This window comes from Phaeobacter gallaeciensis DSM 26640 (assembly GCF_000511385.1).
In the GTDB taxonomy this organism is placed as follows: Bacteria; Pseudomonadota; Alphaproteobacteria; order Rhodobacterales; family Rhodobacteraceae; genus Phaeobacter; species Phaeobacter gallaeciensis.
On record NC_023137.1, the window covers coordinates 2,669,364 to 2,690,703 of the forward strand.

Annotated in this window: 19 protein-coding genes and 1 riboswitch; of the genes, 16 read left to right on the forward strand and 3 right to left on the reverse strand. The window is 63.4% G+C overall.

Annotated features, from left to right (window positions below):
* Positions 1–33 precede the first annotated feature (33 nt).
* Positions 34–1,752 (forward strand): methionine--tRNA ligase, encoded by a 1,719-nt coding sequence (gene metG / locus GAL_RS12980; RefSeq protein ID WP_024098025.1) that lies wholly within the window; start codon positions 34–36, stop codon positions 1,750–1,752.
* 63 nt (positions 1,753–1,815) lie between these two features.
* Here metG and GAL_RS12985 read toward each other — a convergent pair whose 3' ends face one another.
* The gene (locus GAL_RS12985) at positions 1,816–2,727 is read right to left on the reverse strand and encodes an MBL fold metallo-hydrolase (protein ID WP_024098026.1); all 912 of its coding nucleotides are present in this window, start codon (positions 2,725–2,727) and stop codon (positions 1,816–1,818) included.
* Positions 2,728–2,820: 93 nt separating this feature from the next.
* Here GAL_RS12985 and GAL_RS12990 point away from each other — a divergent pair, with 93 nt between their 5' ends.
* The 9 genes from GAL_RS12990 to glpD all read left to right on the forward strand — a co-directional run bounded on the left by GAL_RS12990 (position 2,821) and on the right by glpD (position 12,541).
* Positions 2,821–3,642: a LysR family transcriptional regulator gene (locus GAL_RS12990; protein WP_024098027.1), complete on the forward strand. Its 822-nt coding sequence runs from the start codon at positions 2,821–2,823 to the stop codon at positions 3,640–3,642.
* 334 nt (positions 3,643–3,976) lie between these two features.
* On the forward strand, positions 3,977–4,141 hold the full coding sequence (hemP, locus tag GAL_RS12995; RefSeq protein ID WP_407674850.1) for a hemin uptake protein HemP: 165 nt from the start codon (positions 3,977–3,979) through the stop codon (positions 4,139–4,141).
* Positions 4,138–4,644, forward strand: coding sequence for a hypothetical protein (locus GAL_RS13000; protein WP_024098029.1), 507 nt, complete (start codon positions 4,138–4,140; stop codon positions 4,642–4,644). Before hemP ends, GAL_RS13000 begins: the two co-directional genes overlap by 4 nt.
* Positions 4,645–4,726: 82 nt before the next feature.
* Positions 4,727–5,995, forward strand: coding sequence for an imelysin family protein (locus tag GAL_RS13005; protein ID WP_024098030.1), 1,269 nt, complete (start codon positions 4,727–4,729; stop codon positions 5,993–5,995).
* A 226-nt stretch (positions 5,996–6,221) separates the two neighbouring features.
* Complete coding sequence (locus tag GAL_RS13010; RefSeq protein ID WP_024098031.1) at positions 6,222–7,862, forward strand: di-heme oxidoreductase family protein; 1,641 nt, start codon at positions 6,222–6,224, stop codon at positions 7,860–7,862.
* Positions 7,862–8,980 (forward strand): imelysin family protein, encoded by a 1,119-nt coding sequence (locus GAL_RS13015; protein WP_024098032.1) that lies wholly within the window; start codon positions 7,862–7,864, stop codon positions 8,978–8,980. The genes GAL_RS13010 and GAL_RS13015 overlap by 1 nt, the downstream gene beginning before the upstream one ends.
* Positions 8,981–8,984: 4 nt before the next feature.
* Entirely contained in the window at positions 8,985–10,079 is a 1,095-nt protein-coding gene (locus tag GAL_RS13020; protein ID WP_024098033.1) for a DUF1513 domain-containing protein, read from the forward strand.
* Positions 10,080–10,173: 94 nt separating this feature from the next.
* Positions 10,174–10,959 carry a DeoR/GlpR family DNA-binding transcription regulator gene (locus GAL_RS13025; protein ID WP_024098034.1) on the forward strand — a complete coding sequence of 262 codons (786 nt, stop codon included), beginning with the start codon at positions 10,174–10,176 and terminating at the stop codon, positions 10,957–10,959.
* The gene (gene glpD / locus GAL_RS13030) at positions 10,952–12,541 is read left to right on the forward strand and encodes a glycerol-3-phosphate dehydrogenase (protein ID WP_024098035.1); all 1,590 of its coding nucleotides are present in this window, start codon (positions 10,952–10,954) and stop codon (positions 12,539–12,541) included. The genes GAL_RS13025 and glpD overlap by 8 nt, the downstream gene beginning before the upstream one ends.
* A 242-nt stretch (positions 12,542–12,783) precedes the next feature.
* On the opposite strand, the gene GAL_RS13035 is transcribed toward glpD, so the two are convergent.
* Positions 12,784–13,329, reverse strand: coding sequence for a winged helix-turn-helix transcriptional regulator (locus GAL_RS13035; RefSeq protein WP_024098036.1), 546 nt, complete (start codon positions 13,327–13,329; stop codon positions 12,784–12,786).
* Positions 13,330–13,368: 39 nt separating this feature from the next.
* Between GAL_RS13035 and GAL_RS13040 the strand changes: the two genes are divergently transcribed.
* The gene (locus GAL_RS13040; protein WP_024098037.1) at positions 13,369–13,746 is read left to right on the forward strand and encodes a VOC family protein; all 378 of its coding nucleotides are present in this window, start codon (positions 13,369–13,371) and stop codon (positions 13,744–13,746) included.
* Positions 13,743–14,156 (forward strand): VOC family protein, encoded by a 414-nt coding sequence (locus GAL_RS13045; protein ID WP_024098038.1) that lies wholly within the window; start codon positions 13,743–13,745, stop codon positions 14,154–14,156. Before GAL_RS13040 ends, GAL_RS13045 begins: the two co-directional genes overlap by 4 nt.
* Positions 14,157–14,254: 98 nt before the next feature.
* On the opposite strand, the gene cobO is transcribed toward GAL_RS13045, so the two are convergent.
* Positions 14,255–14,890, reverse strand: coding sequence for a cob(I)yrinic acid a,c-diamide adenosyltransferase (cobO, locus tag GAL_RS13050; protein ID WP_024098039.1), 636 nt, complete (start codon positions 14,888–14,890; stop codon positions 14,255–14,257).
* Positions 14,891–14,940: 50 nt separating this feature from the next.
* Positions 14,941–15,155, forward strand: a riboswitch (cobalamin riboswitch).
* A gap of 99 nt (positions 15,156–15,254) precedes the next feature.
* On the opposite strand from cobO, the gene GAL_RS13060 reads away from it, so the two are divergent.
* The 4 genes from GAL_RS13060 to cobG all read left to right on the forward strand — a co-directional run bounded on the left by GAL_RS13060 (position 15,255) and on the right by cobG (position 21,339).
* Complete coding sequence (locus GAL_RS13060) at positions 15,255–15,656, forward strand: DUF1636 family protein (protein WP_024098041.1); 402 nt, start codon at positions 15,255–15,257, stop codon at positions 15,654–15,656.
* Positions 15,657–15,660: 4 nt separating this feature from the next.
* A complete protein-coding gene (cobW, locus tag GAL_RS13065) occupies positions 15,661–16,731 on the forward strand; it encodes a cobalamin biosynthesis protein CobW (protein WP_024098042.1) in 1,071 nt (356 codons plus the stop codon).
* 181 nt (positions 16,732–16,912) lie between these two features.
* Positions 16,913–20,158 (forward strand): cobaltochelatase subunit CobN, encoded by a 3,246-nt coding sequence (cobN, locus tag GAL_RS13070; RefSeq protein WP_024098043.1) that lies wholly within the window; start codon positions 16,913–16,915, stop codon positions 20,156–20,158.
* On the forward strand, positions 20,155–21,339 hold the full coding sequence (gene cobG / locus GAL_RS13075) for a precorrin-3B synthase (protein WP_024098044.1): 1,185 nt from the start codon (positions 20,155–20,157) through the stop codon (positions 21,337–21,339). Before cobN ends, cobG begins: the two co-directional genes overlap by 4 nt.
* Position 21,340 lies beyond the last annotated feature (1 nt).

Here is a 21,340-nt window from a genome sequence, read left to right on the forward strand (position 1 = left end):
ACGGGCCAGCAAAGCTCTAGTTGGATGGATGATATGGCGCGCTTTCTCATTACCTCGGCGATCCCCTATATCAACGGGATCAAGCATCTGGGCAATCTGGTCGGCAGCCAGCTGCCCGCAGATCTCTATGCTCGCTACCAGCGCGCACGCGGCCATGAGGTGATGTTCCTCTGCGCCACCGATGAACATGGCACCCCTGCCGAGCTGGCCGCCGCCAAGGCAGGCAAGCCGGTGGCCGAATACTGCGCCGAAATGCACGAGGTCCAGGCCGGCATCGCCAAGGGGTTCGGTCTCAGCTTTGACCACTTCGGCCGCTCCTCCAGCCCGCAGAACCACGCGCTCACCCAGCATTTTGCAGGCAAGCTAGCCGAACAAGGGCTGATCCGCGAAGTCACCGAAAAACAGGTCTATTCCCACGCCGATGGCCGCTTTCTGCCCGACCGCTACATTGAGGGCACCTGCCCCAACTGCGGCTATGAGCGCGCCCGCGGCGACCAGTGCGAGGAATGCACCAAGCAGCTGGACCCCACCGATCTGATCGACCCACGCTCCGCGATTTCCGGCTCCACGGATCTGGAAGTGCGAGAGACCAAGCATCTCTACCTCTGCCAGTCGCAACTGAAAGACCAGCTGGACGCCTGGATCGACAGCAAATCCGACTGGCCGGTGCTGACCACCTCCATCGCTAAGAAATGGCTGCATGATGGCGACGGGCTTCAGGACCGGGGCATCACCCGTGATCTCGACTGGGGTGTCCCGGTCAAGAAGGGCGATGCGGACTGGCCCGGCATGGAAGGCAAGGTTTTCTACGTCTGGTTCGACGCCCCCATCGAATACATCGCCGCCTCTCGCGAATGGGCTGACGCCAACGGCAAATCCGACGCCGACTGGCAGCGCTGGTGGCGCACAGACAAGGGCGCCGATGATGTGAAATACGTCCAGTTCATGGGCAAGGATAACGTCCCCTTCCACACGCTCTCCTTCCCGGCCACCATCCTTGGTTCCGGCGAGCCGTGGAAGATGGTCGACCACCTGAAGAGCTTCAACTACCTGAACTATGACGGCGGCCAGTTCTCCACCTCGCAGGGGCGCGGCGTGTTCATGGATCAGGCGCTGGAGATCCTGCCAGCGGACTACTGGCGCTGGTGGCTGCTGTCCCACGCCCCCGAAAGCTCCGACTCCGAATTCACCTGGGAAAATTTCCAGCAATCGGTGAACAAGGATCTGGCGGACGTGCTGGGCAATTTCGTCAGCCGCATCACCAAATTCTGCCGCTCCAAATACGGCGAGGAAGTGCCAGCGGGCAATGACTACGGCGAGGCCGAACAGGCGCTGATTGATGAGATCAGCACCCGCGTCACCGCCTATGAGGGCCATATGGCCGCTATGGACGTGCGCAAATCCGCGCAGGAGCTGCGGGCGATCTGGGTTGCCGGCAATGAATACCTGCAATCCGTGGCACCGTGGTCCGTCTTCAAAACCGACCCCGATCAGGCCGCCGCTCAGGTGCGCCTGGGGCTAAACCTGATCCGCCTTTACGCGGTGCTGTCAGCCCCGTTCATCCCCGATGCGACCGAGCGTCTGCTGGCCGCCCTCCAGACCGAAGATCGCAGCTGGCCCGACGATGTGGCCGCCGCCCTCTCCGCGCTGCCCGCAGGTCACGGCTTCACCGTTCCGGAGGTGCTCTTTGCCAAGATCACCGACGAGCAGCGCGAGGAATGGCAGGAGCGCTTCTCCGGCACGCGCGACTGATTTCAGGGCTCGATCCTCTGACAACTACCAAGGCCGCTCCACCGGGAGCGGCCTTTTTTGCGTTCATAGGCGGATACGCTCCCCTTCCAGCGGTATCCGCAGCTGCCAGCGCGGGGCCAGCTCCGCATGGTGCTGCTGCAACACCTCTGGCCCCTCTTGGTAGAGCGCATAGGTGGAATGATGGATCGGCAGAACAGCCTTTGGCGCCAGCCGCTGCGCAAACTCCGCCGCCTGTGCCCCACCCATGGAGATCTGCCCCAGCGCGCCCTCCCCGCCAACCGCGCCCAGATGCGGGATGAAGACATCAAGCTGGCCTCCCCCTGTAACCTGCACGGCCTTCAGAGCCTGCCAAACCGGTGGCACCAGAAAACTGTCACCTGACCAATAGATTCGCGCTGCGCCAAAGCCGGTCTCCACCTCAATCAGATAGCCGTTGCCCACCCCCAGCAACCGCGCCACCTGCGGGTTTTCCGAATGAACCGCAGGCGTCGCGGTGATCCGCAGCACCCCCTCAGGCCCTTCGATCCGCCGCGTCTCGCCATGGGCCAGCGCGCTGGCGGCAAAGCCTTTCTGTCGCACCGCTGCAAGTTCATGCTGAGGCACCAGCATTGGCAGCTGCGGGTCCAGCCAAGCCTGCGCCGCCTGATCGAAATGATCCTCATGGGCATGGCTCAGCAGTACAAGATCATAGCGGTCGTGGCGCAGCCCCGGAAACGGCGTGAGCCGCGCATGTGGCTTTACGTTCGGCCCGCGCGCGAGGTCGAACATCTCATTCGGATCCCCCATGACAAAGGCCTCCGGCCCCTCTCCCAGACAGGGATCTGTCAGCACCCGAAGCCCCGCAGCCTCGATTTCCAGCATGGCCCCGCCCAACCAACGCAGCGACACACCCGGCTGGGCCGCCCGCGCCACAGCGGGCAAGCCGCTGCTCAGGGTCAGGGCGGCGCCGCTCTTCAACAATTGACGTCTGTTCATTGTGTTCTCCTGTGATATCCGACAGGAGTAAGCGCTCGCATACTGCGGGATAATCGGTTTAATACTGAAGACTTTGAACGGATATTTCGCTTAATGGATCGTCTCCAGAACATAGAAACCTTTGCCGAGGTTGCAGATCAGCTCAGCTTTGCCGCGGCTGCGCGCCGCCTGGGGCTGCCCGCCTCCACAGTCACCAGCCGCATTCGCAGCCTGGAACAAAGCCTGGGCGTGCGCCTGCTGGACCGCACCACCCGGCGCGTGGCGCTGACGCCGGCCGGCGCGCTGTTTCTGGACCGCTGCCGCCGCGCGCTGGACGAGATCGACGCCGCCCGCGATCTGGTTGCAGCGGAGGCCAAGGCCAGCGGTCTGCTGCGCCTCTCCGTGCCCACGGCGCTGCCGATGGCGCCGCTGGCGACGTTGACGTCGGACTTCCTGCGCGATTATCCGCAGATCTCAATCACCATCACCGTGGATGACACCCCGGCCGATTTCATGGCCGATGGCATCGATCTGGCGCTGCGCGGTAACCGTCCGGGCGGCGACAGCCTGATTGCCCGTGTACTGTCTCAGACGCCGGTGGTGCTGGCAGCGCCGCCGGGGCAGCTGGCGAATGAGGATCTGCCGATTCTCGGCCCGCTGGCGCGGCATCTGACGGACCAGCGCGCAGCGGGCCGCATTGCCTGTGAGTCCTTTGCCCTCGCACTAGAACTGGTGCGGTCCGGCGCCGCACGCGGCTGTTTTCCACGCCCGATGTGCGATGCCGACCATACGGCAGGGCAACTGGACCTTGCCCCGCCACCCGTCGGTGTCGAAACTCAGCTTGCGCTATATCTGGTCTACCCGGACCGCCGCCCGCTTCCCCAGCGGCTGCGGCTTTTCATCGATAGGCTGGTCGCCGCTTACACATCACCCTGATCGTCGCCGCCATCAGGCCACGAATAAAGGGCAATCGGCAAAAATCTTAATCTGACTAAAAAAGTCAGGTTGACGATTCTGATTAAATAAGTCAGGTTTAGGGCAGTTCAGCCAACCTGTGATTGTGCAGCCAGCCCGACTGATAGCAAATCAACCGAGATCGTCCAGTGTCGTTTCTTCTGCAATTCTTCTCCCTGCGCCACCGCCCAGCCGATGGCACCCGCACGCCGGTCAGCCTGCACGCCTATGGGCTGCCGCGCGGTGATCAGGGATTTTGCTTGGAATGGTACTTGGATCGGTCGGAAAACCGAAACGGGTGACCCTGATGAACCAGATGACCTTTGACCACGCCACCACTACAACCGCAGCCACTGAGGTCTTCCCGACCTATCACGCCGAGGAACTCGCCCGTGGCGGTAACCAGGCTCGCATCCTGCTGAATGGCCAGATCTACAGCCTGCGGATCACTCGCGCCGGAAAGCTGATCCTGACAAAATGATTTCCAACAGCACATCCGCCGCACCTGCGGCACCACGGGGCGGGGCCACTGTCGGCCTGCTGACAGATTTGCCCGCCCTGGAGGCTATGGCCGTACGCAACCTGCGCCACTGGTTCAATGGCCCGGACAGCCGCATTGCGCTGCGCCAAGACCTGCAAGCCGCTCTTGGTCCGGTGCTGGGCCGTCAGGCCTATGAAAATTTCGGTCGTCTGTGCAATTTCTGCGTTACCGAGGGTCGCCGCCCGCTGGTGCGTCACGGGATGACCTGCACCTGTCTTGGTGCCGATGAAAACTGCTTTGCCAATCTGGTCGGTGCAGCCGCGCATGGCGAATATGAGGATGCCAATCTCTTCGCCGCCCTGATCGTCCAACCACAACAGGCGCAACGCGCCACTGTCCTTGCTGCCAAAATAGGCCTGATTCTGGATCAGCTCAGCGACCACGCGACCAGCCCGGCCGCGCATCCGGCGCAGGTGCAGCCACTCTCAACCACCCTTCACTGACGGTCCCACTGCCAGACAGTCACCGTTCCCCTGTAACCCGTTCACATCACAACGTATCGACTAACCCTTAAGGAACGCTCTAATGACATCGCATTTTCTCGCAGGTACCGCTGTTGCAGCGCTCGCCACAGTTGCGGCTCCCGCTTTCGCGGCAGACAAAGCTGAGGTGCTGACCACCTACGCAAACATTGCGCACGCCAAATATCAGGACAGCCTGGAGACTGCCAAGACTCTGCAGACCGCCGTTGACGCGCTGATCGCTGAACCTTCGGCCGAGGCACTGGAAGCCGCGCGCAAGGCTTGGCTCGCAGCCCGCGTGCCCTATCAGCAGTCCGAAGTCTTCCGCTTTGGCAACGCCATCGTCGATGACTGGGAAGGCAAAGTGAACGCATGGCCGCTGGACGAGGGCCTGATCGATTATGTCGACGCCAGCTACGGTGGTCCGACCGATGAAAACACCCTTGCTGCGCTGAATATCGTTGCCAACCCCAGCTTTGAGCTGTCCGGCAAATCCATCGACGCCAACGCCATCACGCCTGAGCTGCTCGAGGGCACTCTGCACGAAGCCGACGGCGTCGAGGCCAATGTGGCAACCGGCTATCACGCCATCGAATTCCTGCTCTGGGGTCAGGATCTGAACGGCACCGACCACGGCGCCGGCAGCCGCGCTTGGACCGACTACGCAGCAGGGGAAGACTGCACCAATGGCAACTGCGACCGCCGCGGTGAATACCTGAAAGCGGCGACGGATCTGCTGATCTCCGATCTGGAGTGGATGACCGCACAATGGGGCACCGAAGGTGAAGCCCGCGGCACGCTTTTGTCGGATGAAAACGCAGGCATTACCGCCATGCTGACCGGCATGGGCTCGCTCTCCTACGGCGAAACCGCTGGTGAACGTATGCGCCTCGGCCTGATGTTGAACGATCCTGAGGAAGAGCATGATTGCTTCTCCGACAACACCCACAACAGCCATTACTACGATGGTCTGGGCGTGCAGAACGTCTATCTGGGCGAGTACATCCGCACCGACGGCAGCATGGTGTCCGGCGCGTCGCTCTCCGATCTGGTACAGGAGATCGACCCGGCATTGGACGGCGAGATGCGCAGCAAGCTCTCGACCACCATGCGCGCGCTGGGTCAGATCAAGACCGCAGCCGAGGCCGGTTTCTCCTACGATCAGATGCTGGAACAGGGCAATGAAGCAGGCGAAGCGCTGGTCATGGGCGGCGTCAACGGTCTGGTCGATCAGACCCGCTCCATCGAACGCGTGGTGACAGCGCTGGATCTGGAGGGCGTAGCCATCGAAGGCTCCGACTCGCTCGACAACCCGACGGCCGTTTTCCAGTAAGACGAGCCAAGGGCTGCCACGGCAGCAAATATACAGCAGGGGCGGCGCAATGCGTGGCCCCTGCTCTTGGCGTTCTGGTCCGGCCCGTTTGCAGCACCAATTCGCCCGAACAACTCGGACAACCCGGACAAATTGTCCACCCTGCAAGAGTTGATGCCAGCTCCGGATCCTCCTATCCAAGGTCAGGAGGCCCCGCGCCCCGCCAATAGAAGTGATCCCTGCCCACATGCGCGTTTCCCCATCGCCCCACCGCCCGCATCTATCCCAGCTGTTGATGGGCCTCAGCCTGATCACGCTGATCGCACCGGTCCCCACGCTGGCCAACCCGCAAATCACGGCGCTGTCGGAAACTCTGGCAGGGGACGCACCAGAGGGCGATACAGGCCGAGCGCAGACTGCGCCCCCGTATGAAAATCTTGGCGACCCGCATCTCGCGACCCTGCCCCGCACCGACGCGGAACAGACCCGCATCCGCGCGGTCACCCGCCCCGCCACGCAGTTCGCCCAGCCCGAACCTTATGAGGCCCTGCCCGCAGGCGCGGCCACCGTGCGCCCCCGAACCGATGACGAGGCGTTTTCGCAGCACAGTGACAACCTCAGCTTTGAGGAAGAGCTGGAATTCAAACTCGGCAATGGGCTGTTCAAGAAGATCTGGGTGTTCTCCCCCGCCTCCACCCTCGCCTCCGACGGGCTGGGGCCGCTCTATAATGCGCGTTCCTGCCAGCGCTGCCACCTGAAGGACGGGCGCGGCCATGTGCCGGATGGCCCGGATTATGCCTCGACCACGATGTTTCTGCGCGTCTCCATCCCCGGCCCGGTGCCGGACCAGATGCAGGCGATCACCGACTACATTGGCACCGTGCCAGACCCCACCTATGGCGGCCAGATGCAGGATTTCTCCGCCCCCGGTATCGCCCCAGAATACCGCCTTGGCGTCACCTATAGCGAAGAGATCATCGCGCTCGCAGGCGGCGAAACTGCCACCCTGCACCGCCCCAACTACAGCGCTAATACCCTCGGCTACGGCCCACTACACAAGGACGCTATGCTCTCGCCGCGCGTTGCCCCCAGCATGATTGGCCTCGGCCTGTTGGAGGCGATCCCCGCCGCTGATATTCTAGCAGGCGCGGATGAGGACGACCGCGACGGCGATGGCATCTCCGGGCGCGCCAATCTGGTCTGGTCCGTCGAACACGACCAGATCATGCTGGGCCGCTTTGGCTACAAAGCCGGCCAACCCACCGTCCACGAACAATCCGCCGCTGCCTTCTCCGGCGATATCGGCATCTCTACCCCGCTGTTTCCGGCCCATTCCGGCGATTGCACCGCCACCCAGACCGCCTGCAAGAGCGCGCCCCACGGCGGCGGCGATGTCCGCGAGACTGAAATCGACCAGCCCAATATGGATTTGGTCACCTTCTACAGCCGCAACCTCGGCGTGCCTGCCCGTCGCGACCCGGACACCCCCGCCGTTCTGCGCGGCAAGGCGCAGTTCTACGCCGCTGGCTGCACCAGCTGCCACACCCCGAAATTCGTCACCAACCGTCTGGAGGCGCAACCGGCGCAGAGCTTCCAGCTGATCTGGCCCTATAGCGACCTCTTGCTGCACGACATGGGCGACGGTCTTGCCGACAACCGCCCCGAAGCCCGCGCCACCGGGCGCGAATGGCGCACTGCGCCGCTCTGGGGGATCGGGCTGGTGCAGCAAGTGAACCCGCGCGCAGGTTTCCTGCATGATGGTCGCGCCCGCACCCTGCTCGAAGCCATCCTCTGGCATGGCGGCGAAGCCCAATCCGCCCGAGACACCGTGGTGGGCCTTGCGCCCGAAGACCGCGCCGATCTGATCCGCTTTCTGGAGTCGCTCTGATGCCCAATCCCGTTTCCCTGTCACGCCTGCGCCTGGCGCCTGCTGTTGCCCTGACTGTTGCGACCGCTTTGGTTTGCGCCACCCTGCCCCCTCAGGCGGCCCTTGCGCAGTCCGAAACCACGGCTGTTACCGCACCCAATGCACCGCCCCAAACTCTGGCCCCGGCACATCAGCTGGACTGGATTCTCACCAACCACATCCTTCCCGGCTTTGACAGGCTAGCGCAGAGCAGCGCCACCCTGGCTGAGGTTGCCGCCAGCCATTGCACCCCGGATGATCCGGCCCTGCGCGACGCTTTTGCCCGCGCCTTCGACGCTTGGATCTCTGTCAGCCACCTACGCTTTGGCCCAACCGAAACCGACAACCGCGCCTTTGCCCTCGCCTTCTGGCCTGACAGTCGCAACAAAATCCCCGGCACCCTGCGCCGCGCCCTTACCGAGGCCACCCGCGATAGCCTCACCGATGCAGACAGCTTCGCCAGCCAATCTGTGGCTCTGCGCGGCTTCTACGCGTTGGAATATCTCCTCTTCGATGCGGCGATCCAATCCGAAGGCACTGCAGACCAGCGCTGCGCCCTGGTTGCGGCCATCAGCGCCGACATCGCCCGCACCACTGCCGCAATCCGCGATGATTGGCACAACAGCTATGCCGTGACACTGGTGACCCCCGGGCCGGGGAACCGCTACCAATCAGAGGCCGAGATCCGGCAGGAGCTGTTCAAAACCCTGACCACCGGGTTTCAGGTGCTGGTCGATATGCGGCTGGGCCGGCCGCTGGGCCAGTTCGATGCCCCCCGCCCCAAACGCGCCGAGGCCCGCCGCTCCGCCCGCAGCCAGCACCACATCGTGCTGAGCCTCACCGCGATGGAACCGCTCGCCCTTGCCCTTGCGGCAGGCGATCCCGCGCTAGTGCAGGATATCCATGCAGGCTTTGCCAAGGCATTGAAACGCGCCAGCGCGCTGGACGATCCCTCCCTCGCCGGGGTGGCCGACCCCGCCCGCCGCTTCCGCATCGAAGCCGTGCAGCAGGACATCAACGATCTGCGCAGCCTGATCACCACCCGGCTTGGCCCGAAACTCGGCGTTACCGCCGGTTTCAACTCGCTCGACGGGGATTGACGCCATGGCTGGCCCCTCCCGCCGCGGTTTCCTCGCGGGGCTTCTCGCCGCAGGCATGGCCCCGCAGGCCAGTTGGGCGGACCTTGGCCACCCTGCCTATCTCTCGGCTGGCAAAGCCCCCGATGGCAGCTTCCTCCTCGCGGGTCTGGACCGCACCGGCGCCATCCTGTTTCGCCACCCGCTGCCCGCGCGTGGCCATGCCGCAACCGCGCACCCCAGCCGCCCCGAGGCGGTCGCCTTCGCCCGCCGCCCCGGACAGTTCGCGGATGTAATCGACTGCCGTCACGGCACAGCCCTGACCCGGCTGACGCCGCCCAAAGGTCACCATTTTTATGGCCATGGCGTCTTTTCCCCGGACGGTTCCCGCCTGTTCACCACCGAAAACGCCTTTGAAAGCGGCAACGGCCGGATCGGCATCTGGGACGCCAGCGACGGCTACCGCCGGATTGGCGATCATGCCTCCGGCGGCATTGGCCCGCATGATATCCGCCTGCGCACCAGCCCTGACGGCCAGCACAATCTGGTGGTGGCCAACGGCGGCATTCAGACCCATCCCGACAGCGGCCGTGCGAAACTGAACCTCGCCACGATGCAACCCAACCTGAGCTATCTCAGCCTTGAAGGCCCCCTACAGGATCAGCTGATCCTGAACGCCGACATGCGCCTGAACTCGATCCGCCACCTCGCCATCAGCACCACGGGGACCGTTGGTTTCGCAATGCAGTGGCAGGGCGACGCCGGTGCGGATCTGCCCATTATCGGCCTGCACAAGCCCGGCTCCGCCCCCCGCCTGATGGCCGAGGACGATCCCCGCCTGCGCAACCTCAACGGCTATGGCGGCTCCGTCGCCTTCTCCCGCGATGGAACACAGATCGCCGTCACCTCCCCGCGCGGCGGTGTGGTGCAGATCGCCGATTGCACCACCGGCGCGCTGCTGCATGAGATCCGAATGACAGATGTCTGCGGGCTGGCCAGTGATGACGCGGGCTTTATCGTAACAACCGGCGCCGGCCAGGTGAGCACAGTCCGCGACGGCACGCCCACCCATCTGGGCCGGGCCGATCTTGCCTGGGACAATCATCTGATCCCGATTGCTTGACCAGTCAGTCAAGAAAGCAAAACGAAAGCAAAACGAAAATACTCCGTGACTTTTCGCAATCGACGGCCTAGATAGGCCTGCGAAAGGATCCCCCATGGACGCAAGCGACAGACAGGCTGCCATTCTCGACCTCCTGACCCAACAGGACCGGGTGGAGGTCGAAGATCTCGCGCAGCGCTTTGGCGTCTCGCTGCAGACCATCCGCACCGATCTGCGCGATCTGGCCGCCCGTGGCGCGTTGTCCCGTGTCCATGGTGGTGCGGTGCGCAGCAGCAGCGGCGCCAGCCGAGACTATGCCGAACGGCGCAAGCTGAACGCCCGTGGCAAACGCGCCATGGCCGCGCTCGCCGCAGACCTGATCCCCGACAATTGCGCCGTCACCCTCAATATCGGCACCTCCACCGAACAGGTGGCCCGTGCCCTTTCTGGCCATCGCGGCCTCACCGTTCTGTCTAACAATATAAACATTATCAATATGATGATGGAGGATGAGAGTAAGGAGCTGGTGCTTGTCGGCGGGGCCATCCGGCAAAGTGACGGCGCCATCGTCGGCGAAGACGCGCTGGAGTTCATTGCCCGCTACAAGGTTGATATCGCGGTGATCGGTGCCTCGGCCATGGATGCCGACGGCGCCATTCTTGACCATGACCCGCGCGAAGTCTCCGTCGCCCGCGCCATCCTCAAAAACGCCCGAAAGCGCGTGCTCGTTTGCGATGGCAGCAAGTTCGAGCGCACCGCCCCGGTCCGTATCTGCGATATCTCCGATCTCGACGTGGTGGTCACCGACCGTCCCGTTCCGTCCGAATTTTCCCGCGCGGCAAAGGCCGCAGGCACGCAAATCCTCTGGGTTGGCGAAAACGAAAGTAGCGAAAATGTCTAACACAAACGCGCAAGAGCAGATCACCGATCTTTTCATCATCGGCGGCGGCATCAATGGCTGCGGCATCGCCCGTGACGCCGCCGGTCGCGGCCTGTCTGTTGCACTGGCTGAGATGAACGATCTCGCCTCCGCCACCTCCTCCGCCTCGACCAAATTGTTTCACGGCGGGTTGCGCTATCTTGAATACTTTGAGTTCCGGCTGGTGCGTGAGGCGCTGATCGAACGCGAGGTGCTGCTGACGGCGATGCCGCATATCTCCTGGCCGATGCGTTTTGTGCTGCCCTTCCACAAGGACATGCGCTTTGACAACACCACGCCAACCTCAAAACTGCTGACCACGATCATGCCGTGGATGAAGGGCCGACGCCCAGCCTGGCTGATCCGTCTTGGCCTGTTCATGTACGACAGTCTCGGCAAACGCGGCATCCTTCCCGGCACCTCCCAACTGGATCTCGCCAGCGATCCCGCAGGCCGCCCGCTCGACCCGAAGTTCAAGACCGCTTTTGAATACTCCGACTGCTGGATCGAAGATGCGCGGCTGGTGGTGCTGAATGCCCGCGACGCCGAGGCCCGCGGCGCCGAAATCATGACCCGCACCAAAGTGACCGGCGCCACCCGCAACGCGGACCACTGGCTGATTGACCTTGAAGACATCACCACGGGCGCAACCTCGCAGCGCCGTGCCAAGATGTTGGTCAATGCCGGTGGCCCCTGGGTGGCAGATGTTCTGCGTCAGAAACTGGGCCAGAACAGCCGCGAAAGCGTCCGTCTGGTGCGCGGCAGTCATATCGTGGTCCCGAAACTCTATGATCACGGGCGCTGCTACTTCTTTCAAGGCACCGACGGGCGCATCATCTTCGCCATCCCCTATGAGGAAGACTACACGCTGATCGGCACCACCGACGCCGACCACCCCGACCCGCAAACCGCCCCGACCTGCACGCCGGAGGAACAGGATTACCTGATCAATTTCGCCTCGCAGTATTTCGCCAATCCGCTCAGCCGCGACGATATCGTCTGGACCTATTCCGGCGTGCGCCCGCTCTATGACGATGGGGCCAGCTCTGCCACTGCCGCCACCCGCGAATATGTGCTGACCCTGAACGACAGCGCCGCGCCGCTGCTCAATGTCTTTGGCGGCAAGATCACCACCTATCGCAAACTGGCCGAGGCCGCGCTGGAGAAGATCGCCACCGTGTTCCCCGATCTGCCCGCCGACTGGACCGCAGGCGTTGCCCTGCCCGGCGGTGATTTCCCGGTTGGCGACGTGGCAAAACTGACCGCGAAACTGGCGCAGGACTATCCTTTCCTCAGCCCATACGCGACCCGCCGCTTGATCCGCGCCTATGGGACAGAGGCTTGGGACGTGCTGGGCACAGCCTCCACAGCTGCCGATCTCGGCCAGGCCTTCGGCGCCACCATCACCGCCCGTGAACTCGACTGGACCATCGCCCACGAATGGGTTCGCACCGGCGAGGATTACCTGTTGCGCCGCACCAAACTGGCCCTGCGCCTGAGCGAGGAAGAGCGCGCGGCGGTCGACGCATATATCCGCAGCAAGGCCCCAGATCTGGCCGCCTGAGTGCGGTCTCTGGGACGGGGGGTGCCGGGCCGTTTCAGGCCCCGACGCCTTAACCCCTCCGCAACACGTCCACTCCCTATGCGTCCGCCCCCTGCGCAACGCCCATAAAAAGTATCAACCTCCCTGCCCGATTGTTTCGCACGCGAAACATTTGGTCAGAAGGGCTGACATTGTCACCAGTGCTCTTCCGGCGGCCCTGCGGGGGCAACGCTGTCATTCATGATTTCGGAGTGCGGGCGAAGCTATCCGGCAAAGCTGATGTCGCTGGCCGCAACACGACTTATCAAACCACCGGTATTCACCGCATGATAAATTGAGCGTGGGGGCCGGGCAGCCTCATCCACGTGGCGATGCACCCATTGTCGGCCCTCCAGCGTTTTCAGCGACTGAGACAAGGCGCGATCCGTAATCCTGCGCAGATTGCGTTTTATGTCGTTGAAGTGGCTCGGCTCATGCAGAGCCGTCAGAATCGGCAACGTCCACGAGCGCCGCAGCAAATCCCGATCTTCCTCAGCTGTGACACTGTGGATTTTGTTGGCGGTGGCGGCGGCAGAAACGCCCAGCGCGGTCAGCCGAAACTCAGGCCGCAGCGGATGCCCATAGCCGGGATTTCGCTCCAGCAACCCGATCGAGATCAGGTGATCAACGCTTTGCGCAAACGCCGTCCTGCTTGCCCCGGTGGCCGTCAGCAGCGGCGCCTGCCGCCCGGCAACGCCTGCGTGCAGATGGGCCAGAATAGGGATCGCCCAGGCCCTTGAGGTGGTGTTGACAAACGTCTCAATGTCCATAAAGTATAGTTAGTATATTTTCGATCAAAAGGGAAGACCATGGCGCTTATTTCAGTGGAAGAAACCATCACAATCTCGTTTTCGGTCAAGGATCGCCACGCAACTGCGGATTGGTTCAAAACCATGCTTGGGTTTGACACGATCTACCACGCGGATGAGGCCGGGTGGTCGGAGATTCAGACCAAGACACCCGGCGTCACAATCGGTCTGGGTGAGCATACCAAACCCGCCCCCGGCAACTGCGTTCCCGTCTTCGGCATCTCCGATCTGGATACGGCGCGGCAGAAACTGGAACAGGCCAAGGTGAAATTTGACGGCGAAACCGATGTCGTCGAAGGCATGGTCAAAACAGCGACCTTCTACGATCCTGACGGCAACGCGATGATGCTGGCCGAAGATCTGACCGGTGGCGCATGACGATGCGCCGTGTCTGCACAGCATCTCTCGCCCTGCTGCTTGCGGCGGGTGTTGCCTCCGCTGAACCGTTCAAGGAGATCACCGTCGGCGTTCCGGTGGCCTCGATCACCGATGCAGAAGCGTGGTATCTCACCCTGTTTGGCCCTGAGGTTGAAGTGCTGAAGCCCGTTCCCGGTGTTGTCGAATTCAAGGTGGCGCCCGATACGTGGTATCAGATCTTCGAAACCGAAAATCCCCAGCCATCCGGGGCTGTCGTCCGATTTCTGGTGGAGGATATGGCCGCCTCTCAGGCCATATGGGCTGACGCTGGCATCGACACCGGTGAAGCAATCCAAATTCCAGACGTCGTGACCTATTCAGAGTTTACTGACCCTGACGGGAACGCCCTCGGGCTTTATGATCTGCCGTAAGCGCTCAGAACTTCGCGACCAGTCAGACCGGCGCAGTTTCGGCGGAACGCCCCCGCAATGGAGAGCGGGGGCGTTCCATCTCAGATCCTCACAAGAGATCAGAATTCCACGCCCTTCTGGGCTTTGATGCCGTCACGGAAGGGATGTTTGATCTGGCCCATCTCGGTGACCAGATCGGCGATTTCGATCAGCTCTTCCTTGGCGTTGCGGCCGGTCAGAACGACATGAGTCATCGGCGGTTTTTCGGTTTCCAGAAATTCCACCACATCGGCGATGTCGATATAGTCATAGCGCAGGGCGATGTTGATCTCATCCAAGAGCACCATGGTGTTGCGCTCGTCGCGGATCATCTCCTTGGCCTTTTCCCAGCCCTTTTGCGCGGCGGCGATATCGCGGGCCTTGTCCTGTGTTTCCCAGGTAAAGCCTTCGCCCATCGCATAAAACTGACACAAATCGCTGAAGTTTTCTTCGATCAGCGTGCGTTCGCCGGTCTGCCAGGCGCCCTTGATGAACTGCACCACAGCCGAGGGCATACCATGGGCGATGCAGCGCATGATCATGCCAAAGCCAGAGCTGGATTTGCCCTTGCCCGGACCGGTGTGGACGATGATCAGCCCTTTCTCGCCATCCTTGTTCTGCATCATGCGGTCGCGGGCGGCCTTCTTCTTGGCCATCTTCGCCGCGTGGCGTGCCGCTTCTGCTTCGGAAATGTCGGTCTCGGACTTATCGCTCATCGGGGCTCTCCTAGTGGTTCGCCCATGTCTTGACAAAGACAGGGGCAATGGCGCAAGGGGGTTTTGTTGGTTCCTGCCATTTGGCAGGCGAAGAGGGAATGTGACAGTTGGGCCATCCGGGCCAAACCAAGCACAGCCGCCCCCGCGACCGTGACCGGAGAGGTCTCCGATGCCACTGAGGAAACTCGGGAAGGCAGGATGACCGTCAAGGCCCCAGGCCTTGGCATCCGCAAGCCGGGAGACCTGCCAACAAAAGAAATGCAACGGGCGGACGGGGTGTTCCGCGACTGGCTGGGATTCCTGCGCGACCTTCGCGCCCCCGCTGGCCCGCAGCCCCCTCGCTGAAACCAAGTGAAGGGCGCTCATGGCCGAGGTAACACTGACGATCTGCACCACCTGCCGTCGCGGCGAGATCACCGACCCGGAGGCCCCTCGCCCCGGAGCCCGCATGCTCGCGGCCCTGCAAGACGCCGAGCTGCCCGAGGGCGTCAATGTGCGCGGTGTCGAATGCCTCTCCGCCTGCACCCGCGGCTGCTCCATGGTGCTGAGCGGCGGCGATGCACGCTGGAGCTACATCTATGGCGACCTGGACCCCGACGAACATGTGCCCGACATCCTGACCGGCGCTGCCGCCTATGCCGCCACCACGGATGGTCTGGTGCCCTGGCGCGAACGCCCGGTGGTGTTCCGCAAGCAATCCATTGCCCGCATCCCGCCCGCACCTGTGGCGGCGCCTTCCACTCCCCCATCGTTGACCAAGGATTAACCCCATGAGCGACCTGAATAAAATCCCCGTCACCGTCATCACCGGCTTCCTTGGCGCAGGGAAAACCACCCTGATCCGCCACCTGATGCAGAACCCGCAGGGCAAGCGTCTGGCCGTGGTGGTCAATGAGTTTGGCACCGCCGGGGTGGACGGCGAAATTCTGAAATCCTGCGCGGATGAAAACTGCCCGGCGGAAAACATCATGGAGCTGGCCAACGGCTGCATCTGCTGCACCGTGGCGGATGATTTCATCCCGACCATCGAACAGCTGATGGACCTGCCGGAAAAACCCGATCACATTGTGATCGAAACCTCTGGTCTGGCATTGCCGAAGCCCCTGCTGAAAGCCTTCGACTGGCCCGCCATTCGCTCACGCATCACCGTCGATGGCGTGGTTGCGCTGGCCGATGCCGAAGCCGTCGCCAAGGGTCAGTTCGCCACCGATCTGGAGGCGGTTCAGGCGCAGCGCGAGGCCGATGAAGGCATTGATCACGAAACTCCGCTGTCGGAGCTGTTCAAGGACCAGATCTCCTGCGCTGATATCATCCTGTTGTCCAAGGCCGATCTCGCCGGTGAGGACGGTCTGGACAAGGCTCGCAGCATGATCGAAGCGGAAGCGCCGCGCAAATTGCCGATCCTGTCCATGTCCGAAGGTGTGATCGACCCGCGCGTTATTCTGGGGCTTGAGGCCGCCGCCGAAGATGATCTGGACGCGCGCCCCTCGCACCACGAACACCACCATCATCACGACGATGATCATGACCACCATCATGATCATGACCACAGCCATGACGATTTTGATACAATCGTGGTCGAAATGGGCGAAGTCTCCGATCCCGAAACGTTGCAGAATGCCATCGTGAAACTGGCCCGCGAGCGCAATATCCTGCGCGTCAAAGGCTATGTTGCGGTGGAAGGAAAACCGATGCGTATGCTCGTTCAGGCCGTGGGGGAACGCCTGCGCGCACAGTATGACCAGCCCTGGGGCGCACAGGCGCGCAAGACGGTTCTCGTGGTCATCGCCGAGCATGACAATATCGACGCCGAGGCGATCCGCGCCGAGCTGGGGGCGTAAACCGAAATGATGACAGAGAAGCGTAAATTGGGATGCTTCGCCCGGCCGGCAGGCCGGGCAGCGCCCGTCCCGCCCCCGTCAAACCGAAGGTTTGCCTTCGGCAAAACGGGGCGGGCGCTTCTCGCCCTCCCCGCCAGGACGGGCGCCGCCCTTCGTGGCGATCCCAACAGGAACTAAGCCCATGCACGTCGTCTTCCGCGAAAGCCACGGCCTTGACGAGACCGATACCCCGCAGGACCTCGGGCAGACGCCTGCGGATCTGGTGGTGCTGTCGTTTTCCGACAGCGATCTCGGGGCCTTTGCGGCGGGCTGGCATCGCGGCAAGGACCGGCTGCCCTCGCTGCGGCTCGCCAATCTGGTGGCGCTGAAACATCCGCTCTCGGTGGACGTCTACGCCGCGCAGACACTAGAGGGCGCCAAAGGCGTCCTCGTGCGTCTTATCGGCGGTGAAAGCTACTGGTCTTACGGGCTTGCCACCCTGCAGGATCTGGCCCGCCGCAAAGGCATCGCGCTGGCGGTGCTGCCTGCGGACGGGCGCGAGGATCCGCGACTGGATGAGCTGTCGACCCTGCCGGTTTCAACCCTGCGCCGGCTACAACATCTCTGCGATACCGGCGGGGCTGTGGCCGCACAGGCCGCGCTGGCCCAGCTGTCGCTGGCGGCAGGTCTCTATGCCGGTCCGGTGACGGGTCTGAAATCCGTGCCGCAATATGGCTACTACGATCCCCAGAACGGTGTGGTGGCGGACCTGCCCGCGCAGGGCAAACCGCTGGTTCTGGTCAGCTTTTACCGTTCCTATCTGACCGCCGCCGACACCGCCCCCGTGGATGCTCTGATCGCGGAACTGCGTGAACGGGGTTATGCCGCCTATGGCGTCTTTGCCGCCAGCCTCAAGGCACCGGAGGCTGGCGACTGGCTGCGCGGTGCCTTGCCGGATCTGGCCCCGGCTGCGATCATCAACGCCACGGCATTTTCCGCGCAGGGCAGCGATGGCAGCGCCTCGCCGCTGTCGGCCACCGGCTGTCCGGTGTTTCAGGTGGCCCTGTCAACCGCGCGGCGCAGGGACTGGGCCGAGGCCGATCGCGGCCTGTCCCCCGCCGATCTGGCGATGCATGTGGTGCTGCCCGAAGTAGACGGGCGGATCTTTGCCGGGCTGGTCAGCTTCAAGGCGCCGAGCAAGAAAGACCCCGATCTGCAGTATTCCCGCTTTGCCCATCGCGCCGATATGGACCGGATCAAGGCGGCGGTGGACCGGATCGAGGGCTGGCTACATCTCTCCCGCCTGCCCAATCATGACAAACGTCTGGCGCTGGTGCTCTCGACCTATCCGGGACGGGATCATAATCTGGCCCATGCGGTGGGCCTGGACGCGCTAGCCTCCTGCGATGAAATCCTGCGCGAACTCTGGGATCAGGGCTATGCCGTGGAACCGCTGGAAAACACCGGCCTGCGTCTGATGGAGGAGGTGCAAAGCGTCTCCCTCGCCGATTATCATGCGGCTTTGTCTGCCCTACCGCAGGTATTGCAGCAAACATTGACTGAGGCCTGGGGCCAGCCGGAAGAGGATCCCGACTGCCATGAGGGGGCGTTTCATTTCAAGGCCTTGCGTGCTGGCAACGCGCTGATTGCTTTGCAGCCGGAGCGCGGCGAGGTTAAAACCCGCGTCGACGACTACCATGATCTCGACCGCACCCCACGCCATGCCTATGTGGCGTTTTACATGTGGCTGCGGGCGCAGGCCGATGCCCTTGTGCACATCGGCGCCCATGGCACGCTGGAATGGCTGCCCGGGAAATCGGTCGCGCTCTCCGAGGCCTGCTGGCCCGAGGTGCTGACCGGCCCGCTGCCGGTTGCCTATCCGTTTATCGTCAATGACCCCGGCGAGGCGGCCCAGGCCAAACGCCGCATCGGGGCCGTGACCATCGGCCATCTGCCACCGCCACTGGCGCAGACCAATCTGCCGGACGGTATGGCACGGCTGGAAAGCCTGCTGGATGAATATTCCACCGCCGACGGTCTGGACCCCGCCCGCCGCGACCGGCTGATCGACGACATCCGCGCCGAGGCACAGGGCACAGGCGTGGAGGCTGATCTGGGGTTGGCGCCGGACAGCTGCGCCGCCGAAGCGATCACCCGCATCGATGCCTTTGTCTGCGACATCAAGGAAAGCCAATATGGCGAGGGGCTGCATATCTTTGGCACCGGCCAATGTGGGGCGGACGAACGCGCCGGGCTGATCGCGGCCCTCAATGGCCAGATGGTCGCCCCCGGCCCCTCCGGCTCCCCCTTTCGGGGCCGCGCTGATGTGATCCCGACCGGGCGCAACCTTTTTACCACGGACCCCCGCGCGGTGCCGTCGCGGGCGGCGCAGGCCCAAGGTGTCAAACTGGCGGAAGAGCTGCTGCGCCGCCACCTTCAGGACCATGGCGACTGGCCCAAAGGGTTGGTGATTGATCTCTGGGGCTCTGCCACCATGCGCACCGCAGGTGAGGAATTTGCCATGGCGCTGCATCTTGCCGGGCTGGCTCCCAAATGGGATGAGAACTCCGAACGGGTTTCGGGGTTTGAGGTGCTGCCGCTCTCGATGCTGAACCGTCCGCGCATCGATGTGACGCTGCGCGTCTCCGGCCTGTTTCGCGATGTCTTTCCAGGTCTCGCCCAGATGTTCGAGGCCGCCGCAGGCGCGCTTGCTGCGCGTGAGGAAAGTGCTGCCGACAACCCCTATCTGACCGAGACGCCCCGTGTCTTTGGCCCCAAGCCGGGTCAGTACGGCCTGTCGATGAACCCGCATCTGGATGATTACACCGACGAAGCCCGGCAGGCGGCGGGCGAGGCCTGGCTCAATGCCTCTTCGCACGCGATCGACGCCATGGGAGATATCCGCGATGCCCGTGATGCGCTGGAGGCCAGGCTGCAGGGTGCGGATAGTTTCGTGCACCTGCAGGACCTGCCGGAGACCGATCTGCTGGTGGCCTCAGATTACGCCGCGCATGAGGCGGGATTTGCGGCGGCCATGGCGCGACTGGGGCAGTCTGCGCCCGCCCTCTACCATATGGATGCCACCCGCCCGGACAAACCGCAGGCGCGTAGCTTGGGCGAAGAAATCGCCCGTGTCACCCGCGCCCGCGCCGCCAACCGGGACTGGGCGACCTCAATGATGAACCACGGGTTTCGCGGCGCGGCCGAAATCGCGGCGACGCTGGATCACATGGCCGCCTTCGCGCATCTTGCGCAGGTGGTGCAGCCGCATCTCTTTGATCTCTACTTCGAGGCCACGTTGGGCCGCGACGATCTGGTTGAGTTCATGAGCCGTGAAAACCCCGAAGCGCTTCAGGCCATGCGCGACAGGTTTCAGGCCCTGATGGAAGCAGGTCTCTGGAGCACCCGGCGCAACTCCATCGTCGCCGAGCTGGGCGTCGTAGTATGACCTCCGCCCGCCCCACCCAACCTAAGGTCTATGGCTGGTGCCCCGGTGCGCTGCGCCCGATGATGTCGGGTGACGGGCTGGTGGTGCGGGTGCGCGCGCCTTTGGGGCGGCTTACGCCAGAACAGGCACGCGGTCTGGCCACTCTCTCGCAGGCGCATGGCTCTGGACTCGTGGATATCTCGGCGCGCGCCAACCTGCAGCTGCGCGGCATCCGCGAAGAGGCCCACGCAGCATTGATCGCCGGGCTGCGTGATCTTGGTCTGGTGGATGAGGATGCGAGTGCCGAGGCGCGGCGCAATATCACCCTGACGCCCTTCTGGCAGGTGGGGGATGACGGTCACCGGATTGCCAAGGCTCTGACGCAGGCGTTACGCCAGGCGGAGGATCTGGAATTGCCGGGCAAGTTCGGCTTTGCCATCGACTGCGGCACGATGCCGGTCCTGACGGATACCGCTGCCGATATCCGTATTGAGCGCGATCAGAGCAATGCGGATGGGCTGATCCTGCGCGCAGATGGCGCGCCAACCGGTCTGGCCGTGTCCGCAAAAACCGCAGCGCAGGAGGCCCTGAACCTCGCCCGCTGGTTTCTTGATCAAGGCGGCGCGTCCGAGGGGCGTGGCAGAATGCACCAGCTGATTGCGCGCCGCAGCGCGCCCCCGGCGCATGTGGCACTCCCTCCCAGCGCAAAGCATATTGCACCACCGCGACCGGGTGTGACCCCCTTTGGCCTGCTGGTGGCACTGGAGTTCGGCCAGATGCCTGCCCGCACGCTGGCCAAACTTGCCGATTACGGCGCGCTGCGTCTGACGCCCTGGCGGATGCTGCTGGTGGAAGGCATCGACAGCCTGCCGCCCCTGCCCGGTCTGATCCTGGACGCAACGGATCCCCGCCTGCGTGTGAGCGCCTGCACCGGCGCGCCCGGTTGCCCGCAGGCGCGCGCGGCAACGCGCGATCTGGCGCGTGATCTGGCCGCTGCGGTTCCCGTTGGTCAACATCTGCATATTTCAGGATGTGCCAAGGGCTGCGCCCACCCGCGTCCCGCCGATCTGGTTCTGACAGCGACCGGTACTGACCGATTTGATCTGATCTGCAATGGCACTGCCGCCGATCACCCGCTAAACACCTCCCTGAGCGCCGCCCGCTTGCGCGCCGCTCCCGACCTACTTACAGAGGGCAGCTGAC